The 22,309-nt window shown below is 64.4% G+C and carries 21 protein-coding genes; 15 read left to right on the top strand and 6 right to left on the bottom strand.

The genetic code is table 11. The features are described 5' to 3' along the window. The first annotated feature begins 110 nt into the window (after positions 1-110). Together PKKP23_RS00845 and PKKP23_RS00840 are read left to right on the top strand one after the other, a co-directional pair. Positions 111-1,259: a porin gene (locus PKKP23_RS00845; protein WP_126875435.1), complete on the top strand. Its 1,149-nt coding sequence runs from the start codon at positions 111-113 to the stop codon at positions 1,257-1,259. Positions 1,260-1,425: 166 nt separating this feature from the next. Continuing rightward, positions 1,426-5,343 (top strand): enterotoxin A family protein, encoded by a 3,918-nt coding sequence (locus PKKP23_RS00840; RefSeq protein ID WP_126875434.1) that lies wholly within the window; start codon positions 1,426-1,428, stop codon positions 5,341-5,343. A gap of 100 nt (positions 5,344-5,443) precedes the next feature. Here PKKP23_RS00840 and PKKP23_RS00835 read toward each other — a convergent pair whose 3' ends face one another. Both PKKP23_RS00835 and PKKP23_RS00830 read right to left on the bottom strand, forming a co-directional pair. After that, positions 5,444-6,922: a DHA2 family efflux MFS transporter permease subunit gene (locus PKKP23_RS00835; protein ID WP_126875433.1), complete on the bottom strand. Its 1,479-nt coding sequence runs from the start codon at positions 6,920-6,922 to the stop codon at positions 5,444-5,446. Positions 6,923-6,937: 15 nt separating this feature from the next. After that, positions 6,938-7,369 carry a VOC family protein gene (locus PKKP23_RS00830; RefSeq protein ID WP_126875432.1) on the bottom strand — a complete coding sequence of 144 codons (432 nt, stop codon included), beginning with the start codon at positions 7,367-7,369 and terminating at the stop codon, positions 6,938-6,940. A 279-nt stretch (positions 7,370-7,648) separates the two neighbouring features. On the opposite strand from PKKP23_RS00830, the gene PKKP23_RS00825 reads away from it, so the two are divergent. From PKKP23_RS00825 to PKKP23_RS00785, 9 genes are all read left to right on the top strand, one after another. Continuing rightward, the gene (locus tag PKKP23_RS00825; RefSeq protein WP_017774005.1) at positions 7,649-7,903 is read left to right on the top strand and encodes a hypothetical protein; all 255 of its coding nucleotides are present in this window, start codon (positions 7,649-7,651) and stop codon (positions 7,901-7,903) included. A gap of 243 nt (positions 7,904-8,146) precedes the next feature. Continuing rightward, positions 8,147-8,698, top strand: coding sequence for an SUF system Fe-S cluster assembly regulator (locus PKKP23_RS00820; RefSeq protein WP_126875431.1), 552 nt, complete (start codon positions 8,147-8,149; stop codon positions 8,696-8,698). A gap of 28 nt (positions 8,699-8,726) precedes the next feature. Next, positions 8,727-10,184, top strand: coding sequence for a Fe-S cluster assembly protein SufB (sufB, locus tag PKKP23_RS00815; RefSeq protein ID WP_126875430.1), 1,458 nt, complete (start codon positions 8,727-8,729; stop codon positions 10,182-10,184). A 17-nt stretch (positions 10,185-10,201) separates the two neighbouring features. Next, positions 10,202-11,008, top strand: a complete 807-nt coding sequence (gene sufC, locus PKKP23_RS00810; RefSeq protein ID WP_126875429.1) for a Fe-S cluster assembly ATPase SufC — start codon at positions 10,202-10,204, stop codon at positions 11,006-11,008. 34 nt (positions 11,009-11,042) lie between these two features. Further along, a complete protein-coding gene (sufD, locus tag PKKP23_RS00805) occupies positions 11,043-12,368 on the top strand; it encodes a Fe-S cluster assembly protein SufD (protein WP_126875428.1) in 1,326 nt (441 codons plus the stop codon). Further along, on the top strand, positions 12,365-13,618 hold the full coding sequence (locus PKKP23_RS00800; protein ID WP_126875427.1) for a cysteine desulfurase: 1,254 nt from the start codon (positions 12,365-12,367) through the stop codon (positions 13,616-13,618). Before sufD ends, PKKP23_RS00800 begins: the two co-directional genes overlap by 4 nt. Continuing rightward, positions 13,615-14,070 (top strand): Fe-S cluster assembly sulfur transfer protein SufU, encoded by a 456-nt coding sequence (gene sufU / locus PKKP23_RS00795; RefSeq protein WP_126875426.1) that lies wholly within the window; start codon positions 13,615-13,617, stop codon positions 14,068-14,070. The genes PKKP23_RS00800 and sufU overlap by 4 nt, the downstream gene beginning before the upstream one ends. Before the next feature lie 27 nt (positions 14,071-14,097). Continuing rightward, the gene (locus PKKP23_RS00790) at positions 14,098-14,454 is read left to right on the top strand and encodes an SUF system Fe-S cluster assembly protein (protein ID WP_126875425.1); all 357 of its coding nucleotides are present in this window, start codon (positions 14,098-14,100) and stop codon (positions 14,452-14,454) included. A gap of 1 nt (position 14,455) precedes the next feature. Then, entirely contained in the window at positions 14,456-14,788 is a 333-nt protein-coding gene (locus tag PKKP23_RS00785; protein WP_126875424.1) for a Rieske (2Fe-2S) protein, read from the top strand. Between the two features lie 24 nt (positions 14,789-14,812). On the opposite strand, the gene PKKP23_RS00780 is transcribed toward PKKP23_RS00785, so the two are convergent. The 3 genes from PKKP23_RS00780 to PKKP23_RS00770 form a co-directional block, all read right to left on the bottom strand. Then, the gene (locus PKKP23_RS00780) at positions 14,813-15,658 is read right to left on the bottom strand and encodes a carbohydrate ABC transporter permease (RefSeq protein ID WP_017773996.1); all 846 of its coding nucleotides are present in this window, start codon (positions 15,656-15,658) and stop codon (positions 14,813-14,815) included. Beyond that, on the bottom strand, positions 15,655-16,554 hold the full coding sequence (locus tag PKKP23_RS00775; RefSeq protein WP_026121284.1) for a carbohydrate ABC transporter permease: 900 nt from the start codon (positions 16,552-16,554) through the stop codon (positions 15,655-15,657). Before PKKP23_RS00775 ends, PKKP23_RS00780 begins: the two co-directional genes overlap by 4 nt. A 227-nt stretch (positions 16,555-16,781) precedes the next feature. Beyond that, a complete protein-coding gene (locus PKKP23_RS00770; protein WP_017773994.1) occupies positions 16,782-18,014 on the bottom strand; it encodes an ABC transporter substrate-binding protein in 1,233 nt (410 codons plus the stop codon). Positions 18,015-18,264: 250 nt separating this feature from the next. Here PKKP23_RS00770 and PKKP23_RS00765 point away from each other — a divergent pair, with 250 nt between their 5' ends. The 4 genes from PKKP23_RS00765 to thiM all read left to right on the top strand — a co-directional run bounded on the left by PKKP23_RS00765 (position 18,265) and on the right by thiM (position 22,107). Then, positions 18,265-19,038, top strand: a complete 774-nt coding sequence (locus PKKP23_RS00765) for an SDR family oxidoreductase (protein ID WP_126875423.1) — start codon at positions 18,265-18,267, stop codon at positions 19,036-19,038. A 98-nt stretch (positions 19,039-19,136) separates the two neighbouring features. Next, positions 19,137-20,228: an ABC transporter ATP-binding protein gene (locus PKKP23_RS00760; RefSeq protein ID WP_126875422.1), complete on the top strand. Its 1,092-nt coding sequence runs from the start codon at positions 19,137-19,139 to the stop codon at positions 20,226-20,228. Between the two features lie 20 nt (positions 20,229-20,248). After that, positions 20,249-21,127, top strand: coding sequence for a MurR/RpiR family transcriptional regulator (locus tag PKKP23_RS00755; protein WP_126875421.1), 879 nt, complete (start codon positions 20,249-20,251; stop codon positions 21,125-21,127). Between the two features lie 161 nt (positions 21,128-21,288). Continuing rightward, positions 21,289-22,107, top strand: a complete 819-nt coding sequence (gene thiM / locus PKKP23_RS00750) for a hydroxyethylthiazole kinase (protein ID WP_126875420.1) — start codon at positions 21,289-21,291, stop codon at positions 22,105-22,107. A 21-nt stretch (positions 22,108-22,128) separates the two neighbouring features. Here the strand turns inward: thiM and PKKP23_RS00745 are convergent, their stop codons facing one another. Then, the gene (locus PKKP23_RS00745) at positions 22,129-22,305 is read right to left on the bottom strand and encodes a DUF1328 domain-containing protein (protein ID WP_017773989.1); all 177 of its coding nucleotides are present in this window, start codon (positions 22,303-22,305) and stop codon (positions 22,129-22,131) included. Positions 22,306-22,309 lie beyond the last annotated feature (4 nt).

Genomic DNA, 22,309 nt, shown 5'->3' with positions numbered 1-22,309 from the left:
GCAATATGACCCGTCGAATTGGCCGACTATGCTCGCGGCCGTGGTATCAGTCGGCAAATGTACAAGCTGTTGAGCCGCGAAGAAAATCAGTTGCTTAGGGGATCAAACTTATGAAGAAAATCGCTATTTCAGCGGGTGTCGGTACGCTGTTCACGGTGGCCGCGTCGTCGGCGTTTGCACAAAGTTCTGTCACGTTGTACGGCCTCGTCGATACGGCCATTCGCTATCAGACCAATGCTGGTCCCGATGGCAAAGATCTGATCGGCATGACGGTTGGCCCCGAAACTCACAGCCGTTGGGGACTGCGCGGCACCGAAGACCTGGGCGGCGGCCTGTCGGCCATCTTCCGTCTCGAGAACGGCTTCGAACTGGGCGACGGAAGGCTGCACGTGGCGAACACGCTGTTCAGCCGGCAAGCCTACGTGGGTCTGTCGAGCAAGCGCTACGGCGCGCTCACGTTCGGTAATCAGTACGCGCCGCTCTACGACACCATGGGCGACATCTTCGACCCGATGACGGTGGGCGACTACTGGCAAGACAGCTGGGCGTACAACGGCATCGGCAACTACCTGACCGTGCCGAACTCGGTGAAGTACGCGGCCTCGTACAACGGCCTCTCCGTCGACGCTATCTATGGCTTCGGCAATCACGCCGGTGCAATGGGCCTCGACAGCACGTATGGCGTCGAATTGACGTATGCGCACGGCCCCGCGTCGCTCAACGCAGGCTTCCAGCAGTCTTCGGTGTCGTCGGCGAATGGCAGCGCGATCAATGGCGCGAAGGTCAACTTCCTGCACGTGAGCAGCGCGTATCAGATCACCTCCACGGTGCGGCTCCTCGCCGGCTGGCTGCACGGTCAGGACAAGACCGGCACGACGGACGCCAACATGCAGCAAGCGGGCGCGCCCACGCTGAACGGCCACAGCCCGAACCGCATCGACGACACGTTTTACGTTGGCGCCAACTGGCGCGCCACGCCGCCGCTGCTGATCACCGTGGCCGGCTATTACGGTCACGCGCGCAATGCCGAACGCCTGGACGGCACGCTGGGCTCGGGCGTCAACTACTCGGCCACGATGCTGGCCGAATACTCGCTCTCGAAGCGCACCGAAGTGTATGGCACGGTGGACTTCGCACGGGGCACCGGCGCCTTCGCCGCCGACTACCCGGGCGTGACCAATCCGGCCACCGGCAATGTGGATCGCATCGGCCGCACCAACAACGTCGGCGCGGCAGTGGGTCTGCGGCAGATGTTCTGATGAGCGAGCGCGGGCCAGATTCCCTGCCAGCTTCGCGTGACGCGACGCAAGTTCCGGCCCCGCAGTAGTTTGTCTTTTCCGTTGCGCTGTACTGCAAGGTCAGGCGCCGTTTCGGGCGCCCGCTGGTCCGGCCTGCGCCGGACCTCGCCTTGCAGGAGAGCGAGCAATGTCGACGCCCATCACCGGTTCCACGGGTCATCACAACCCGACTGTCACCGATGACGCAAACGCTGGCCACACGACGGGCAACGCGCCCGTGAATGGCCGGAACGCGAACGCCCAACCCACTCCCCAACCCACGCCGGCCACGCAGCCCACCACGGCGGCCAATCACTCGACGCTCGGCGCGCTGGCAAACGGCGCAAAGCGAGTGGGCGGCAAAGCGGTGGATGCCACGCGCAACGGCCTTGCCAAGACCGACCCCGTGCTCGCGCCCACGGCCGCCGCCGGCTACGAGCTATGGGCGGCGAGCAACGCGATCGGCGCGGGCTCGGGGCTTGCCAGCACGTTCAGCGGCGCAAATCACGCCACCTCGGCGGCATCCGCGGCGGCGAACGGTATCGGCATGCTGCCTTCGGCGCTCGACGTCGCGGCCACCGCGGTGGGCTTCGGCAACAAGGCGTTCAAGCTCGCAGACGCCAGCAAGAAGGCGAAGTCCGAAACGCCCGGCAGCGTGGAGGGACGCGACGCGTCCACGGCGCTCAACCAGGCGCGCGGCAATCTGGCGCGCGCCACGCCCGGCGCGATTCGCGACGTCGGCTTGGGGTCCGCGGGGCTGGCGGGGCGCATCTATACGGCGGCGCACCCGGGCCACTCGATGTACGGCGACAAGGCGGCCTCCGTAACGGCAGACGGCGCGCTCGCCATTCCGTCGGGCGCCATGTATCTCGCAACGGGCGCGCTGCAAAGCGCGAAGGTGGACCGCGGCGTGGACCGCACGCAGGCACTGCGCTCGTCGGTGCTCAATCCGCCCAGTGCGCGCACGGACTCGCAAAGCGAAGCCATGCGCAGGCTGGACGACGCCTTTGCGTCAGGGCATCTCAGTCCCAACGTCTATTCGATTCTGCGCACGCGCAGCGATGCCGAGGTGCAACGCTTCGTCGATAACTTCGCGGCGCTGGGCGCGATCGGCCAGCAGCGCCTCGCGAAAGTGCTGCACTTTCCCGGCGAGCAGATTGCGATGAAAGTGCTCAACATGGGGCGCACCACGAACCTGAACACGGCCAGCATGCGCCGCGCCGCGCGCGAAGAAGTGATCGACGCGTTCATCTCCAAAGAAGTGCGGCCGGGCCGCACGGCCGCGCTTTTCGATGAACTCAAGACCGTGCGCAACGAGGCGTTGGGCGCGAAGACATCGCCCGACGTGGCCGCGCTTCAGCGAACCATGCAAGACGCCGGCATCGATGCGAGCCAGTTCAGCCCGAATACGCTGAAGGCGATCGCGGCATCGGGGCAGCAGGCCGCGTTCGTTGCGCGCTACAACGCGCTGCCGCCCGAGGAGAAGACGCGTCTGCAATCCACGCTGCATTTCGGCTCGTGGCGCTTCTGGAAGAGCGACGCCACGCTGCCCACCACGAAGCATCAGCGCTCCGACATTCGCGCCGCGCTCATCAAGCAGTTCGCGGGTGGCGCGAGTCTGGACCGCCTCGACGCAATGAAGGTGCGCTACAACCAGAAGGTGCTGCCGTTGCAAACGGGCCGCACGCATCTGCAACCCGCACCCGTCGATACGATGCGCGCGCACATCCTCGCGCATCAGGACAACACGCTCAGCACGCTCAAGGAAGAAAAGCGCCACGCGAAGATTCAGGTGGGCTACGGCGTGGTCAATGCGGCTGCGGGCGTGGCCGAACTCGCGGTGAACCCTGGCGCTGCCGCGGGCATCAGCGCGACGCGCGCGGTGCTGAGCCCGTTCTATCTCGCCTATGCGGGGCGGCGCGGCGTGGTGGGCGAAATCAACTCGCAGAACGCGAAACCCGTGAACGCCGCGATGCGCGAAGAGGCTTTGCTGCGCGCGTTGCCGCAGGTGCATGAACGCATCGTGGCGGGCGGGGCGCAGACGAGCCGCTTGCGTCATCCGCAGCAGTTCCTGCGCGACGAACTCAAGCTCAGCGACGGCGATATCCGCAAAGTGCAGACGCTGGAGCGCGACGGCAAGGGCGCCGAGGCGCGCGCGTTTCTCGCGGAAAAGAACCCGGAGGCAAACGTGCTGATCGCGCTGCGCGTGCTGTCCGAAGAAAGCGCGGGGCTGGGTACGGATGGGCACCAGCAGAACGCGCTGCACTTCATTGCCAACGAAGCTGCGGCGAGCGGAAACGGCACGCTTGCTGCAATCAATCACATGTCCGAGCCGGACGCCACGTTCGAGGCGCTGAAGAAGCACCTTGTCGACGACGTTTCGTACAACCCGGCCGCGGGCATCGATACGCTCGCGCACCAGCTTTCGTCAGGCACCGCGATGGTGGACATGGGTCTCGAGAACAAGGCACGCTACGAAGGCCAGCCTGCGCAAGACATCGCGCGCGATCTGCAACAGCGTTTCGCACGCGACAATCCGTCGTTTGCCACGCGGCTTTTCACTGCCGACCTGTTCGGCGGCGGCGACCGTGCCATCGCCGCGCGCAACATGCTGCGCGATTTTCGCTTCAGCGAAACGGAAATCTCGCAGCTGCAAGGCATGGGCAAGAAAGATGCGGCGACGTGGCTGGAGGGTCACCTCTTCGGCGAGAACCTGCGGCGCCGCTTTTCCACACAGATGCTCGACCAGGGCGGGCGCGACGCGGCATCGCAGGCGGTGGACCACATGCCGCAACACGAAGCCGACGCGCGCGAGCCGCTCACGTGGCGGCACAACCTGGAGGGCGCGGGCATCAACGTGATCGACAACGCCGGCACGCCGGGTCTCGATTCCATGCTGCACGCGCTGTATCAGCACATGTCGGGCAAGACCGATTCGTCGTCCAGCGCGATGCAGCGCAAGGTGATGGACGCACGGCGCCGCGTGATCGCAGAGGTCACGCAGGCGCAGCCCGGCACGCACGTCGACGTCACGCAGCATCGCGACGCGATTGTGCGCATTGCGGGGCAGGTGTTCGGCAAGCCGGGCGCGACGGTGAAGATCGTGAATGCGTCGGGACAGGGGCAGGCCGAACGCGTGGGCGCGGGCCGCGACAATCCTCGCGCGCCGGTGGCGGCCGTGCTCTGCTACGACGGGCAAACGGGCCGCACGTTCGCGCTGCACGGCGGCGACGCGGAGCGGCTCAGAACCCGCGTATCGCCGAAGGCGCCTGAGGTGCCAATGCCCGCGCTGGAGGAAGAGGGCGCTTTCACGCGGAGTGTTTTCGCGGACCTGGGTATGTCGCCGGCGGCGAGTACCGCCAGCAGTTCCATGTTGAGCCGCTCGACTTCTGCTTCGTCGTCGTCGTCATCCTCGTCCTCGTCGGCGAGCACCGTATCGAGCACCCGGACGCAGCCGCCTGCCGACACCACGATCCACACGCGCGACGACCTGCATCGGTTCGTCACAGGCGGCCGGCCAGTGGGGACGGTTGTGGAGACCGGCCGCTCCGATCTGCTCGCCGATCAGAACCGGCTCTTCGAGTTTCAAGGCCTGGTTTTCCGCGGCGATTCGCGCACGCCGCAGCAGATCAGAACCGACGGCGGGTTTCGCAGCCGCAATGACCTGAACGTGCCCGCCAACCGACTCGAAGCGCAGGGCCTTGCTGCGGGCAAGGGCGCCACGGGGCAGTCGGGCGTGTCCACCGCGAAGCAGATCGAACATGCACTGCCCTACTGCAACAGCGGCCAGCGCGACGGGTACGTCTATATCGTCGACACGCGCCGGCTTCCGCCCAACGAACATGCCTACGACATGGCCGGCATCACCATGGAAAACGGCTACAAGAACACCGACGAAACGGGCGGCGAGGTCAACGTGACCCACATTCCGAATTCGGCAGTCGTGGGCTGGGTTTCGGTGGAAGACGCCGACGATGTGATCGATCACCCGCAGGGGATCGGCTCCATCGCGAACATCCGCGACAGGATTCATCTGAATCCGGACTACACGAACGCGCAGCCTTGAGGCAGGACGGGAAGCGCAAGCGACGACGCAGTTGAGGCCGGCGCTTGCGCGGTGATGTGACAGGTTGCGGGTTCTACGCGAGCCTCACCGATGCAGCCCGTCACGCGTTCGGTGCTTCACTTCCCGCTTCGGAATGCTGATGCGACGCTTGCGCGTCGTCGTGCGTGGGCGGCTGCATGGTGCGCTTGAGCAGCGTGGCGCCGATCAGCGCTGCCGCCGCGGCCAGCGCGCCGCCGAACATGAACGCAACGTGATAGCCGCCGTTCAGCGCTGTCGTAGTGTCGGCACCCGCTTGCGCAAGCGACGACGTGCGCGCGGCCGCCAGGCTCGCGAGTATCGCGAGTCCCAATGCGCCTCCCATCATGAATGCGGTATTCACCATGCCGGACGCAAGGCCCGATTCGGTGGGCTTCACTTCGCTCATGGCGGCGAGCAGCACGGGGTTGAACGCGATGCCGGCGCCGAAGCCGAGCAGCATCATGCCGGGCAGCACGTCCATGACGAAGTGGCCGTCTGCAGGCGCGCGGGCGAACAGCAGCAAACCCGCGGCGGCCAGCAGCAACCCTGCCGCGAGCGGGGCGCGAATGCCGAAGCGCATCACGATGCGCGCGGAAAGCCCCAGCGAAAAGCCGCCCATGATGAGATTGGCCGGCAGGAACGCAAGGCCCACGCCGAGCGGGCGGTAGTTGAGCACGCGCTGCAGATACAGCGCCGAAATGAAGAACCACGCGAACATGGCCGCGGCCCACATCACGCCCACCACATTGGCCACCGCGATGCTGCGCAGCCGGAACAGGCCGAGCGGCATGAGCGGATGCTGCACGCGCGACTCGATGACGAGAAACGCCGCAAGCAGCACCACGGCGGCGCCGAGCAGGCCGAGCGTCTGCGTCGAAGTCCAGCCCGCTTCGTTGCCGTTGACGATGGCGTAGACGGCAAGCATCAACGCAGCCGTCACCGTCACCGCGCCACTCACGTCCAGGCGCTCGCCATGCGCGTGCCCGCGACCTGCGGGAATCAACGTGAGACACAGCGCATAGACGGCGATACCGATGGGCAGATTCACCAGAAAGATCCAGTGCCAACTGAGTACGTTCGTGAGCAGACCACCGAGCAGCACGCCGATGCTGCCGCCACCCGCGCACACGAAGCCATATACGCCCATCGCTTTTGCGCGCTCGCCTGGCTCGGTGAAAAGATTCATGATGAGCGAGAGCGATACCGCGGAGACCACCGCGCCGCCCAGTCCCTGCACCGCGCGCGCGCAGACCAGCATCGTCTGGGAGTTTGCGATGCCGCACGCAAGCGACGCGAGCGTGAACAACGTGATGCCGCCGAGAAAGAGCCGGCGGTGTCCGTAGAGGTCGCCCAGCCTGCCGCCTAGCAGCAGGAACCCGCCGAACGTGAGCATGTAGGCGTTCACCACCCACACGAGCGAGGTCTCGGTGAAGCCCAGGTCCGCAGCGATGGAAGGCAGCGCCACGTTCACGATGGTGCTGTCCAGCACGATCATCAGCACGCCGAGGCAGAGTACGAGCAGTGCGAGCCACCGCTTGCGGTCTTCGATGTTATGCGTCATTCGTTGGGCTCCTGGCTAGCCTTGTACGACGTCGCCCGCGATCATCCACGGCGCGCCGAATCGATCCACCACCATGCCGAACACTTCGGCCCAGAACGTCTTTTGCAGTGGCATGATCGCGTTGCCGTTTTCTGCGAGCGCCGCGAACACGTGCTGGGCTTGCGCGACGGTGGCGTACGTGAGCGAGAGATGAAAACCCTTCATGCCGTCGTAGGGATAACCGACAGGGCAGTCCGACGCCATCAGAACGGCGCCGCCGTGCAGCACGAGGCGCGCATGCATGATGCGCTCGCTCGTGCCGGGCGCGAAGTTCTCGCAGTCGGCGGTATCGGGCGCGTCGGCGTAGGTCATCATCGCCTCGAGTTCGCCGCCCAGCGTGTGCTGGTAGAAGCGCAGCGCCTGCGCACAGTTGCCGTCGAACAGCAAATAGGGATTGAGCGCTTGCATGAGGTCTCCTCCGTGGCTCCGTGGCTTCGGCCGGTGGGACGTCGAGTCTAGCACTGCACGTCTTGACCGCCGTGTTGCCGCTTCGCGCCGCGGGGCGCGCAATCGCGCGACGTGAAGAGCCGCCCTTCGCGCGACAAGTCGACGCACCGGCGAACGCACAAATCAGCCACGAAGGCGCACGCAATTGACTGCACGGTCCGTGCCGTCCATCATGACCGCACACTTCCACCACACGCTTGCGCAACACCGCGAGCGCCGGGCGTACAAGAGGGACACATCATGGCCGAAATCCTGCTCAGTAACGTCGAAGACAGCGTGCCGGACGAGGAAATCTCCGAATTCCTGCAACGCTACGGCTTTCCCCCTTTCACTGCGATAGAACGTCTCAGCGGCTCGGGCAACATGCCGTCTGCGCTCATCACGTTCGGCGATCTGTCGCACGAGGCGCTGCGCCTGCTCCAGGAACGCGTCCAGAACATCTACTGGAAGAACCACACCATTAACGTGCAGATTCTGACTGACAGGCCGGACTAAGCCTCCGCACGTTTTCGCGACTCGCGCCCACCGTGGCAAGACCCATGCATGTAACAGGGTTTTGCATACGGGTCTAGAATGAATTCCGTTGTCGCGGCGCATGTCGCTATGCGCCCGCACGCATCAATTCCACCATGACGTAGGGGCTATTCCGCTTTACCGCGCGGATCAATAACCCTTTAATCAGGACTGATTTAGTCCGAATTCTTACGTGTTTGTGCACGTGTTTGCGGAGGCATTTCAATGCTGCGAATGAGCAAGCTGGCGGACTACGCCACCGTCATGATGACCGTGATGGCGCGCGACCCGGACACGATACAGAGCGCCGCCAGTCTCGCTGCCGCGAGCGGCATTCCGGCGCCCACCGTATCGAAGGTCATGAAGATTCTGGCGCGCGGCGGCATGGCGATTTCGCTGCGCGGCGTAAGCGGTGGCTATTTGCTGCCGTACGCGGCACAGCGCATCACGCTTGCGGACATCATCACCGCCGTGGATGGCCCGTTCGGCATGACGGAATGCAGCGCCATGCCGGGGCAGTGCGAGCAGGAGGCCATGTGCGGGGCGCGTGCGAACTGGCAACGCATCAATCGCGTGATATTCGAGGCGCTGCGGCAGGTGTCGCTCGCCGATATGGCCGGCCCTGCGTTGCGTGCCGTGGATATCAGCGCGATTCGCGCGCGCAGCGTGCCGAAGTCGCCGTCCGTCGCGCCAGTCGCGCCAGTCGTGACTTCACGCACGGCCCGTATCGCGGCAGGAGCGCCGCGCAAGGCAGCGGCCCGGACACAGCAGAAATAGCGCAGCAAGAACCGAGCGGAGAACAGGCATGAGTACCGTCACCACGAGAATCGACGATCTGATCCGGCGCGAATACGAGCACGGCTTCGTCACCGACGTGCAGTCCGACACGCTGCCGCGAGGTCTTTCCGAAGACGTAATTCGCCTGATTTCGGCCCGCAAGAACGAGCCCGCGTTCATGCTCGAATGGCGCCTTGCGGCCTATCGGCATTGGCTCACCATGACCGAGCCGCACTGGGCAACGGTGCAGCACGCACCCATCGACTATCAGGACATCGCGTATTACTCGGCGCCTGTGGGCGGAGCGGCATCGAAAGACCGGCCCAAGAGCCTCGACGAGGTGGACCCGGAATTGCTGCGTACGTACGAGAAGCTCGGCGTGCCGCTCGCGGAGCGCGAAATTCTCGCGGGCGTGGCCGTGGATGCCGTGTTCGACAGCGTTTCCGTTGCCACCACGTTTCGCAAGAAGCTCGGTGAACTGGGCATCGTGTTCTGTTCGTTTTCCGAGGCTGTACAGGAACATCCGGATCTGGTGCGCAAGTACCTGGGAACCGTGGTGCCGCACACGGACAACTTCTTCGCCGCCTTGAATTCGGCGGTGTTCAGCGACGGCTCGTTCTGCTACATCCCGCCCGGCGTGCGTTGCCCGATGGAGCTCTCCACGTACTTCCGCATCAACGCGCGCAATACGGGGCAATTCGAGCGCACGCTGATCATTGCGGACAAGGGTTCGTATGTGAGCTACCTGGAAGGCTGCACGGCGCCCATGCGCGACGAGAACCAGCTGCATGCCGCGGTAGTGGAACTGGTGGCGCTGGAAGGCGCGCAGATTCGCTATTCGACGGTGCAGAACTGGTACCCGGGCGACGAGAACGGACGCGGCGGCATCTACAACTTCGTGACGAAGCGCGGCGACTGTCGCGAGGCCAACGCGAAGATTTCGTGGACACAGGTTGAAACGGGTTCGGCCATTACGTGGAAGTACCCGAGCGTGATCCTGCGTGGGGACAACTCGGTGGGCGAGTTCTATTCAGTGGCGCTGACCAACCATTATCAGCAGGCCGATACGGGTACGAAGATGATTCACCTGGGCCGCAACACGCGCAGCACGATCGTCTCGAAAGGCATCTCCGCGGGGCGCGGCAAGAACGCGTATCGCGGACTTGTGAAGGTGGGCCGTGCGGCGGAGAACGCGCGCAACTACACGCAGTGCGACTCGCTGCTGCTGGGCGATCGCTGTGCCGCGCACACGTTTCCCTACATCGAGGTGAAGAACCCCACGGCGAAGGTGGAGCACGAGGCATCGACGTCGCGCATCGGCGAAGACCAGCTCTTCTACTGCCGGCAGCGGGGTTTGTCGGCTGAAGATGCCGTGTCGATGATCGTCAACGGCTTTTGCAAGGAAGTGTTCAAGGAACTGCCGATGGAATTCGCCGTGGAAGCGCAGAAGCTGCTCGGCGTAAGCCTGGAAGGCAGCGTCGGTTAAATGGAATGGAAAACATCATGCTCGACATCAGCAATCTCAGCGTTGAAGTGGAAGGCAAGCCGATTCTGCGTGGTCTCGATCTGCAGGTGAAGGCAGGCGAAGTGCACGCCATCATGGGCCCGAACGGTTCGGGCAAGAGCACGCTCGCTCATGTGCTGGCGGGGCGGGAGCAGTACGTGGTGACGGGCGGCGAGGTGCAATACGCCGGCCACGATCTGCTTGCGCTTGCGCCCGAAGAACGCGCACGCGAAGGGCTCTTTCTCGCGTTTCAGTATCCGGTGGAAATTCCGGGTGTGAGCAACGTGTATCTGCTCAAGGCTGCGTTGAACGCGCAGCGCCGGCATCGCGGCGAGCCCGAACTCGATGCGATGGAATTCCTTCAGATCGTCAAGGCGAAGATGGCGCTGATGCAGATGGACGAAAGCCTGCTGTATCGCGCCGTCAACGAGGGTTTTTCGGGCGGCGAGAAGAAGCGCAACGAAATGCTCCAGATGGCGGTGCTGGAGCCCAGGCTCGCGATTCTGGACGAGACCGATTCGGGCCTCGACATCGACGCGCTCCAGCTCGTGGCACGCGGCGTCAACGCGCTGCGTAGTCCGGATCGTGCCATGGTGCTCGTGACGCACTATCAGCGGCTACTCGACTACGTCGTGCCCGACTACGTGCATGTGCTTTCTCGCGGCCGCATCGTGAAGTCGGGCACGCGTGAGCTTGCACTGGAACTGGAGCGCAAGGGCTATGGCTGGCTCGCGGACGAAGCGGACCAACCCGACCAGCCCGACCAGCCTCCGCAACCGGCGCTGGAACAACGCGCGACACGCTGAGCACGGTAAAGACATCGAAACAGGAGTCACAGTCATGAGCGCATCCACGCTCGACCCTTTCCACGCCGCGTTCAAGACGCTGGCGCGCACGCTGCCTGGCGCGGAACTCGGCTGGCTGCGCAGTGCGCGGCGCCATGCGTTGGACCAGTTCGAGGCGCTTGGCTTTCCCACTACGCAACTCGAAGACTGGAAGTACACGAACGTCGCCACTGTCGCGCAGCGGCCGTGGCACTTCACGTCGCCGCGTGGAGACGACGTGGATGTGGCGAGCATCGTGAATGACCTCGTGCTCGACAAAGCCGCAGGACGACTCGTGTTCGTGAACGGACGGCACATTCCCCGCTATTCGCGTCTACCCGATCTGCCCGAGGGAACGTTCGTCGGCAGCCTCACGCGCGCGATGCGCGAGATTCCGCAGCGGCTCGAAGCAGTCATTGCGCAGCACGCGCCGCATGACGCATTCGCGGCGCTCAACACAGCGTTCATGAGCGACGGTTACGTCGTCGTGCTACCGCGCGGAGCGCATATCGAAGCGCCGTTGCAGATGCTGTTCATCACGGACGAAGCCGGGCTTGCCATGCACGCGTTCAATGCCGTGTTCGCCGATGCCGGCGCGCGCTGCTCGATTGTCGAACAGTTCGTCGGCGTGGCGGATGACGCCTATCTCGCCAACACCGTGACGAAGATCGTCGCGGCGGCCGAGGCGGACATTCAACATTGCCGGCTGCAGCAGGAGGCACGCACCGCGTTTCACTTCTCACGCGTCGACGTCGCGCAGCAGCAGGCGAGCCGCTTTACGTCGCACTCGTTTGCGTTTGGCGGCGCGCTTTCGCGCACGCAGATCGACACGCGCCTTTCGGCCGTGGACGCGCATGCGGAATTGAACGGGCTCTACTTCGTGGGCGCGCGGCAGCATGTGGATCATCACACGCGTGTCGATCACGAGAAGCCGCACGGCACGAGTCGCGAGTACTACCGCGGCGTGCTGGATGGCGCCTCGCACGGCGTGTTCAACGGGCGCGTGGTCGTGCATCCCGACGCGCAGCAGACAGACACGCATCAGGCGAATCACAATCTGCTGCTCTCACGCGATGCGCAGATCGACACCAAGCCGCAACTGGAAATTCACGCCGACGACGTGAAGTGCACGCACGGTGCGACCGTGGGTCAACTCGACGAGAATCCGCTCTTCTATCTGCGTGCACGCGGCATCGACGAACGTATGGCGCGCGCATTGCTGATCTGGGCCTTTGCGCGCGACAGCGTAGACCGCGTCGGCATGGAGAGCGTACGGGCCAGGCTCACGCGGCTGCTGCTCGCGCGCATGCCGGAAGGTGAGCGTATTCGGGAGATGGTATGAAGCCGATGGAACGCATGCAGGGCGTGGATGAAGAGACCGTGGCGCAGTGGCGGCGCGACTTTCCGATTCTGGACGAACGCGTGTACGACACGCCGCTCGTGTACCTCGACAACGGCGCGACGACGCAGAAGCCGCGCACGGTGATCGAAGCCGAGCGCGCCTACTACGAGCACGACAACGCGAACGTGCATCGTGGCGTGCATCTGCTTTCGCAGCGCGCGACAGATGCCTACGAGGGCGCGCGTGCACGCATCGCGCGCTTCCTCAACGCCGCGCGCAAGGAGGAAGTCGTCTACGTGCGCGGCACGACGGAGGCGATCAATCTCGTCGCGCAGAGCTTCGTGCGCCCACTCGCGAAGCCGGGCGACGAAATTCTCATCACCGCCATGGAGCATCACTCGAACATCGTGCCCTGGCAGATGGTCTGCGAGCAGACGGGCGCGGTCTTGAAGGTGGTGCCGATCGACGAAAGCGGCACGCTCGACGTAGACGCATTCGAAAGCATGCTGAGCGAGCACACGCGCATGGCTGCTGTTACGCACGTGTCCAACGCGCTTGGCACCATCAACCCGATACGGCGGCTCGTGGCGGCAGCGCATGCGCGCGGCGTGCCGGTGCTCGTTGACGGCGCGCAGGCCATTGCACATGTGCCGGTGGACGTGCAGGCGATCGGCTGCGATTTCTATGCGTTCTCCGGCCACAAGATCTACGGCCCCACTGGCATCGGCGTGCTCTACGCGAAGGCGGAACGGCTGGAGGCGATGCCGCCGTGGCAGGGTGGCGGCGACATGATTCGCAGCGTGAGCTTCGAGAAGACGCAGTACAACGCCATTCCGTGGAAGTTCGAAGCGGGCACGCCCAACATTGCGGGCGCGGTCGGACTTGCGGCGGCACTCGATTACGTGAGCCGTATCGGCATCGAGGCGATCGGCGCACACGAAGCCGATTTGCTCCACTACGCGACCGGGGCCATACAGGGCATTCCACAGGTCAGGCTGATCGGTACGGCGCCCGACAAAGCCGGCATTCTCTCGTTCGTGTTTGGAGATGTGCATGCGCACGACGTCGGCACTATCGTGGATCGCTGCGGCGTAGCTGTGCGCGCGGGGCACCACTGCGCGATGCCCGTGATGCAGCGCTACGGCGTGCCGGCCACCGTGCGGGCGTCGTTCGCGCTCTACAACTCTCGGGCCGACGTGGATGCACTCGTGCAGGCACTGACCCATGTGAGGGAGGTATTCGGAGCATGAGCGATTTGCGCGACCTCTATCAGGAAGTGATCTTCGACCACTATCGGCACCCGCGTAACTGCCATCCGTTGCCTGATGCAACGCATAAGGCCGAGGGCTACAACCCGCTCTGCGGCGACCGCATCACGCTGTACCTGAAGGTGGAAGACGGTGTGGTCAAAGAGGCCGCCTTCGACGGCGCGGGCTGCGCGATTTCCACGGCGTCGGCCTCGATGATGACGGAGGCGCTCAAGGGCCGCCCGCAGACCGAAGTCGAGACGCTGTTCGGCCGCTTTCACGAGATGGTCACGGCGCCCCCAGGCGAGCCGGTGCACGACGAGGCTGCGCTAGGCAAGCTGGCGGCGTTGGGTGGCGTGCGCGAGTTTCCCGCACGCGTGAAGTGCGCGACGCTCGCCTGGCATACGTTGCACGCGGCACTGCATGGCGAGCGCGACGCCGTCTCTACCGAATAAGACGAGGAATGAAGCGAGGAAAGCACCATGAATGCATTCGACGAAACGCGGCAAGAGGAGCTGCCGCAGCCCGGCAATAACGAACTGCGCAGCCGTGTGATCGAAGCCTTGCGTGGCGTGTTCGACCCGGAGATACCGGTCAACATCTACGACCTTGGGCTCGTGTACGGCCTCGAGGTAGACGACACCGCAGGCAAGGTCGCGATCGATATGACGCTGACGGCGCCGGGCTGCCCCGTTGCGCAGACGTTTCCCGCCACCGTTGAAGACGCCGTGTTTTCCGTGGCTGGCGTGAACGACGTTCACGTCGAACTGGTGTGGGAACCGCCGTGGTCGCTCGAACGCATGTCCGAAGCGGCGCGCCTTCAGTTAGGGATGCTTTGAGATGTCACGCTGGGTTGAGGTGGCCGCAATAGACGACTTTCCGCCGGGCGCCGTGCGCAGCGTCGACGTGGACGGTGTTCAGGTGGCGGTGTTCAATCTGGACGGCACCTGCTATGCGATCGAAGACATCTGCCCGCACGACGGCGGCGTGTTGACAGGCGGCGCAGTGGAAGGCGACGAGGTGATCTGCCCGCGACACGGCGCGCGCTTTTGCATCAGAACCGGCAAGGTGCTGGCGCCGCCTGCTTATGAAGATGTGGCCGTGTTTCCGGTGCAGATCGAAGCGGGCATCGTCCAGGTACGCGATGCGCGGTGGGACGAATCGGGCTTCTGAATTCTCGGCTCGTCATTCGCGCGCTTATTTCACCGCGCCCAGCGCCAGCCCCTTCACCAGATACCGCTGCAACCACGCGAACACCACGGAGACCGGCAACGTGGCACACAGCGTAGCGGCCATCACCAGATGCCACTCTACGGTGTATTTGCCGGCCACCATGTCCGTGACCTGCACCGTGAGCGTCTTGTTTTCGGGCGAACGAATCAACGTGTAGACCACGGCGAACTCGTTCCACGCATTGATGAACGTGAAGATCGCCGTCACCACGACAGCCGGCACCGCAAGCGGCAGAAACACGCGCAGCACGGCCTGCGTGCGGCTGCATCCTTCCAGCCAGGCCGATTCCTCCAGATCGCGCGGCACCGTCTGAAAATACGACGAGAGCATCCATACCGCGAACGCGATGTTGAACGCCGCGTAGGAAACGATCACGCCGATCTTCGAATCCACGAGGTTACCGTCGCCGTAGGGAATCATCGCGGCAAGGCGGAACAGGCCCACCACGAGCAGGATGGGCGAGAGCATTTGCGTAACCAGCAGGAACTGGCGATACGCGCCGCGTCCGCGAAACGGGAAGCGCGCCATCGCGTAGGCCGCGGGCAGACTCACGGCGAGCGCGAGCAGCGTGGAAAGCGAACTGATGATGAGGCTGTTGCGCAGCGCTACGCCGAAGTTCGCGGCGTCCCACATATCCACGAAGTTTTGCCAGTGCCAATGCACAGGTAGCCAGCGCGCCGGGTAGACGAACACTTCGGAGGCGGGCTTGAGTGCGGTGAAGAACATCACGGCGAACGGAAACAGCACGATCGCGATGAGCGGCGCAAGCGCGAGCCAGCACCAGAGCGTGCGTTTGGCCTTGGCGCTCATGCCAGTTCTCCCTGTGCGTTACCGCCTTTCGCCTGGAGCCGCAGGTAGGCCATCGAAAAGACGAACAGCATGGCCAGCATGATGAGCGACACCGCCGCCGCTTCGCCCGGCCGCCCAAGGCGAAAACCCAGTTCATACAGATACGTCACGAGAATGTGCGTGCCGTTGTCGGGGCCGCCTTGCGTCATCACCCAGATGATCGGAAACGAATTGAACACGTAGATCACGTTGAGCAGGATCGCCATGTTGATGAACGGCTTGAGCAGCGGCAGCGTGAGCTTGCGGAACTGCTGCCATGCGTTGGCACCGTCGATGCGGGCGGCTTCGTAGATGTCAGCGGGCACGGAAGACAGGCCGCCCAGCAGGATCGTGACCGTGAACGGAATGGAGACCAGAATGCCCACCGCGATTTCCACTGCAAACGCGAGTTCCGGCGTAGCGAGCCAATGAATGGGGCCGGCGATCAGTCCCAGTCGTTGCAGCGTGACGTTGACCATGCCGTAGTCGTCGTTGAACGACCAGCGCCACACTACGGCGGTCATGGTGAGCGAAACGGACCACGGCAGCATGATGATGGTGCGTGCCACGCCGCGCCCATAGAAGTCCTGATTCAGAATCAGCGCGACAGGTACCGAGATCAGCACCGTGCCGCCCACCACGCAGCCCGTCCATATCAGCGTTCGGCGCAGCGAATCGGTGAACACGGGGTCGGCGAACACGTTGTAGAAGTTCTGCAAGCCGCTGAAGCCGCGAATCGCCCCGAAACGCGAGACTTCGTGCAGCGACTGGAACACGATGTTGTAGATCGGATAACTGATGATGAAGAGCGCGAGCAGCAGACTCGGCACGATCAGCAGCCACGGCGCGGGTGGCTGCGTGGAAGCGGAACGGCGCAGGCGTGTGCGGCCGGACTGCGACGCGCCAGGTGCGGTGTCCGGGGTTCGGCCGGAAGTCGTGTTGAAGGTCACGTTGCGGTCCTGCGGGTTCCTGCTGACGTTCGGGGTGCGTCGTGCGTTGCGTCGGTCTTCGGGCGGCTTACCGCGATGAGTTCATAGACTCGTCGTGGCAAACCGCCCGGCATTTGCGGCCCGTGCTGCTAGTGCCGCTGGTGCCCTTAGTGCTGTTAATGCCCCAGCGCCTTGTTGGCGTCGGCCGCAGCGGCATTGAGCGCATCGGCGGGCTTCGCCTTGCCCAGATAGATGGCCTGCATCGCGTTGGTGACCGCCTTGGCCGTGTCTTCCCAGCCCGTTACCGTGGGCGCGAAGCGCGCGTTCGGCAGCAGCGCGATAAACGCCTTCGTGTCCGGATCGTTGAAGGCCGGGTCGGTTGCTTCAGCCTTCGTGGTGGGCAGGAAGCCTTCGGTGCTCGTGAACTCCACGCGCGGTTCCTTCGTGAACAGATAGTCGAGGAACTTCCACGCCGTCTTCTTCGCCTTCGAGTTCTTGAACATCACGATCGAATCCGTCACCGCATACGTGGCGCTGTTGGTGCCCACCGGTACCGGCGCAATGCCGTACTTGATGTTCGGCGCTTCCTTCTTCAACTGCTTCGCGAGGAACGGCGCGGAGATCACCATTGCCACGCGGCCCTGCTTGAAGAGGTTCTGCACGTCTTCGCGGCTGTAGCCCGTCACGCCCGGTTCGGTGAGGCCGTCGTCGATCATCGACTTGTAGAGCGTGGCCGCCTTCACACCGGCAGGCGAAGCGAACGCGGCCTTGCCGTCTTTGCCGATCACGTCGCCGCCGTTGGTCCACAGCGCGTAGTACCAGTACACGTCCGTTTCGATTTCCTTACCCTGCAGGCCGAAGCCGGCCACGCCCATCGCCTTCAGCTTCTTCGAGGCGGCGATCACGTCGTTCCACGTCTTCGGTCCGTTCGGGTAGCCCACCTTCGCGAGCAGGTCCTTGTTGTAGTAGAGCCCGCGCGCCGAGGCCGCGATGGGCAGGCCATAGGTCTTGCCGTTGATTACGCCGGGCGCGAGGAACGGGCCGATGAAGCGCGACTTGAAGTTCGCGTCCATGTAGCCGTCCAGCGGTTCGGCCACGTCGTCTTTCACGAAGTCGAGCAGCCAGCGCGTGCCGACGATGGCGAGGTCCGCGTTGGCGCCGCCCGAAATGTCGGTCTGCAACTTCTGTTGCAGCGTGTCCCAGTTCACGTCTTCAATCTTGATGGTGGTGCCCGGGTTCGCCTTCTCGAACTGGCGGGCCATCTTCTCGAAGTACGGCGCCGTGGCGTCGCTGTAGTGCGCGACGGTGACGCGGACCGTATCGGCCTGCGCCGCATGGGCGATACCTGCGAACGCGAGCGCCACGGCGAGCCTGCCGAGCGCGGTGGATACACGTGCCTGTAACGACATTTCTCTCTCTCCTGGGTGGGTCCGCTGCCGTAGCGCCGGCGGCTTGGGCTGAATTGTTTGAAAAAATCCTACATGACGAAAAAAAGCTTGTCACGTAGGATTGTCGATATTCGTGGTGGGCAAATTTTGTGACTAACATACTGTAAAACAGGCGTTTTTGTGCGATGCGGCGTCTGTGGGCAGGTCGCCTGCGAGTGGTCGATATCCCGGTCGATGCGCACTATGTAGGAAATTTACACGAGGAGCAGCGATGAATCGCGTGGTGCTGGTGACGGGAGCATGCGGGGGAATCGGCAGCGTGCTCACACGGCGTTTTGTGGAAGCGGGCGATACCGTGCTCGCGCTCGATATGAACGAGACGGCGCTCGCGGCCCTCGCGGACACGCTCGATGCGACGCAGGTCACGCCCGTGGTCGCGGACCTGGCCGACGCCACCGCCGTGCGCGAAGCCGTGGCGCAGGCGGTCGCGCAGCGCGGTCCAGTGGATGTGGTCGTGGCGAACGCGGGCGCGGCACTGGCCGGCACGCTTGCCCAGACCGATGCCGCGAGCTGGCAGCACGACGTGCATCTGAACCTGAACGGCACGTATCACACGGTCGAAGCGGTACGCGAATCGATGATCGAGCGTAAAAGCGGCGTGCTCGTGCTGATCGGCTCGGTCAACGGGATAACGGCGCTGGGGCACCCCGCGTATAGCGCAGCGAAGGCGGGGCTCATCAGCTACACGAAGGCGCTGGCTATCGAACTGGGGCGTTATGGCATTCGTGCCAACATCGTTTGCCCGGGCACCGTGAAGACGCAAGCGTGGCAGGCGCGCGTAGATAAGGATCCCCAGGTATTCGAGACACTGAAGAAGTGGTACCCGCTCGGCGACTTCGCGACGCCCGACGATATCGCGGACGCCGTGCTGTTTCTCGCTTCGCCCATGGCGCGCGTGATTACGGGTGTGGCGCTGCCCGTGGACGGCGGCCTGATGGCGGGCAACCGGCTGATGGCCGCGGAATTGACGCTGGAATCGCTGTAATTCGTCGCAGCAAAAGCGTGGTGGTATCGCAGTGCGCGCTCGAGAAGTCCCCGCGCATCGCAGCATCGAATGCAACGCATCACTGGAGAGGTCCTGGAATGGCAGCAGTGCAATTGAGCGGCATCTACAAGCGGTATGGCGAGACGCAAGTGGTGCACGGCGTCGATCTCGACATCGACGACGGCGAGTTCGTCGTGCTGGTTGGCCCGTCGGGCTGCGGCAAGAGCACGTTGATGCGCATGATTGCGGGGCTCGAGGAAATTACGGGCGGCGAACTCACGATTGGCGGGTCGCGCGCCAATACGCTCGCGCCGCAGCAGCGCAACGTGTCGATGGTGTTCCAGAGCTACGCGCTCTATCCGCATCTTTCGGTGTACGACAACATCGCGTTCGGTCCGCGCATTCGCAAAGAGCCCACGGAGCGCTTCAAGCCGCGCATCGAGGCCGCGGCGAAGATGCTGAACCTCTCGGGATACCTGGACCGCCTGCCGCGTGCGCTTTCCGGCGGCCAGCGTCAGCGTGTGGCGATGGGCCGCGCCGTGGTGCGTGAGCCGGCGCTGTTCCTGTTCGACGAACCGCTCTCGAATCTGGACGCGAAACTGCGCGTGCAGATGCGCACCGAAATCAAGGCGCTGCACCAGCGGCTCAAAAACACCGTGATCTACGTGACGCACGACCAGATCGAGGCCATGACCATGGCCGACCGCATCGTCGTGATGAACGCGGGCCGCATCGAGCAGATCGGCCGGCCGCTGGAGCTGTACGACCGTCCCGCGAATCTCTTCGTGGCGAGCTTTCTCGGTTCGCCGGCCATGAACTTCGCAACAGGGGAAGTGGTGGCGGGCGACGCAGGCCTCGCGCTGCTGGTCGAAGACGGACGCCGCATTGCGCTGCCGGCAGGGGCGGCCGTGGCCACCCCTGCGGGCGCGCGCGTCACGCTCGGCATTCGTCCCGAGCACATCGAACTTGCCGGTGAAGACGCAAACCGTGCCGGCGACGTGGAGATGGAGATCGAAGTGATCGAGCCTACCGGCGCCGAAACGCATCTGTACGGGAAAATAGGGGGGAGCACGTGGTGTGTCACCACGCGCCAGCGGCCCACGATAGGCCCCGGCGCGCGCGTGACGTTGAGATTGCCCGCGGCGCATCTGCATCTGTTCGATACGCAGAGCGGTACGCGTTGCACGTAAACGAGAGGAAGCGCAAGAGCTTGGCTGCACCGAACCTGATTCCCCATATCCGCAACGCCCTGACCGGTTTGCGGCCCGCTGAGCGCAAGGTTGCCGAGATGGTGCTCGGCGACGTCGATTTCGCCATGCGCGCGAGCATTACCGAACTCGCGCAACGCGCCGAGGTGTCGGAGCCTTCCGTGACGCGCTTTTGCCGCGCCGTGGGCGCGCATGGACTGCGCGACTTCAAGATGCAACTGGCGCAAAGCGTGGCAGGCGGTTTGCCCTATGCCTCCACAGCGGTGGCGCATGGCGACGACGTGCGCACGCTGCTCGACAAAGTGGGCGAGGCCGCCGTGCAGGGCATCACGCATGCACGCGATGCGCTCGACCCCGCCGCGTTCGAGGCCGCCATTTCCGCGCTCGCGCAGGCGCGGCGCGTCTACGTTTTCGGCGTAGGCTCGGGTTCGGGCCTCGTCGCGCAGGACGCGGCATTGCGTTTGCTGCGCCTCGATATTGCGGCCACGGCGTTCGCGGACGGCCATTTGCAGCGCCTTTACGCCGGCCTGATGGAACCCGGCGACGTCGCGTTCGCCATCTCGCATTCGGGGCGCAGCGTGGAAGTGAACGAAAGCATCCAGATCGCGAAGGAGCGCGGCGCGACTACGGTGGGGCTGACGAACGTGGGCTCGCGGCTGGCGTGGCTCGTCGATATTCCGTTGCTGCTGCGCATACCGGCGCCCATCGATCCGAATACGCCTGGCGTGTCGCGGCTCGTGCATCTTTCCATCGTGGATGCGCTTTCGATCGGCGTGGCCTTGCAACTGGGCCCGAAGACGCTCGAGAAGATGCGCCACGCGAAAGCGCGTCTGACGCACGATGCCGAACCGGTGGCCGGCAGCGCAGACGAAATGCAATGAGTTTGCGTTTGCGCGTAAAACGGCACGGCGCGGCTTGCGTCGCGCGCGGCGCGCGGTTAGCGTGACGGCGCTTTCAGCGCTGGACGAACGCTGCACGCGTCTGCGTTCACGAACCAGGGCAGCGCGCTCTCTCATATGCATCATTCGGGATGCCAACGACCATGACAAACACATCCGTTCAAGAATTGCCCGACGACATCGCGGCCACCACGTTCGCCGAATTTCGCCGGGCGAAGCCGCTCGTACATTGCCTCACGAACGAGGTGGTGCAGACCTTCACGGCGAACGTGCTGCTCGCGTTGGGCGCGTCCCCCGCGATGGTGGTGGACGAAAGCGAGGCCACGCAGTTCGCGGCGATAGCGGGCGCGGTGCTCATCAATATCGGCACGCTGTATCCCGCACGCGGCGAAGCCATGCTGGCAGCCATCACGTCGGCCACGCGTGCCGGCAAGCCCTGGGTGCTCGACCCCGTTGCGGTAGGCGCGCTCGACTATCGCACCGCCTTCGCGCGCGGCCTGCTTTCGTTGAAGCCCGCGGCCATTCGCGGCAACGCGTCGGAGATCATGGCGCTTGCCGGCCGCGATGCACGCGGGCGCGGTGTGGACAGCGCCGACGAATCGCTGGCCGCGTTGCCTGCCGCGCGCGACCTCGCGCGACAAACGGGCGCCGTGGTCGCAGTGACAGGCGCGGTGGACTACGTGACAGACGGCACGCGCGACTACGCCGTAAGCGGTGGCGACCCGCTGATGACGCGCGTGGTGGGCACAGGCTGCGCGCTATCGGCCGTGGTGGCGGCGTTCTGCGCATCGAATCGTGACTCGAACGGCGACCGGCTCGCCGCCGTAGCCACGGCATGCCGAACCATGTCGCGCGCGGGCGAGCAGGCGGTGGCGGCAAGCGAGGGGCCGGGCAGCTTCGTCCCGGCGTTCCTCGACGCGCTTTATCGAATGTCGGCCACGGACGGGGCCGACGAAAGTTGAGGCGTCAGGAGGCAGGCGCCCCTAATCGACCACCTTTTTGGCGATAACCAACCCCAGCACCAGAAAGACGATACACAGCACGACAAAGATGCCAAACAGCAATTTGGCGATTGCCGCGGCCCCGGCGGCTATGCCTGTGAACCCCAACAGGCCGGCAATGACTGCAATGATTGCGAATACCAATGCCCATTTCAGCACGATG

It is taken from the genome of Paraburkholderia kururiensis JCM 10599 = LMG 19447 (genome assembly GCF_003986935.1).
Taxonomy (GTDB): Bacteria; Pseudomonadota; Gammaproteobacteria; order Burkholderiales; family Burkholderiaceae; genus Paraburkholderia; species Paraburkholderia kururiensis.
This window is presented reverse-complemented; position numbering and strand designations above follow the sequence as displayed.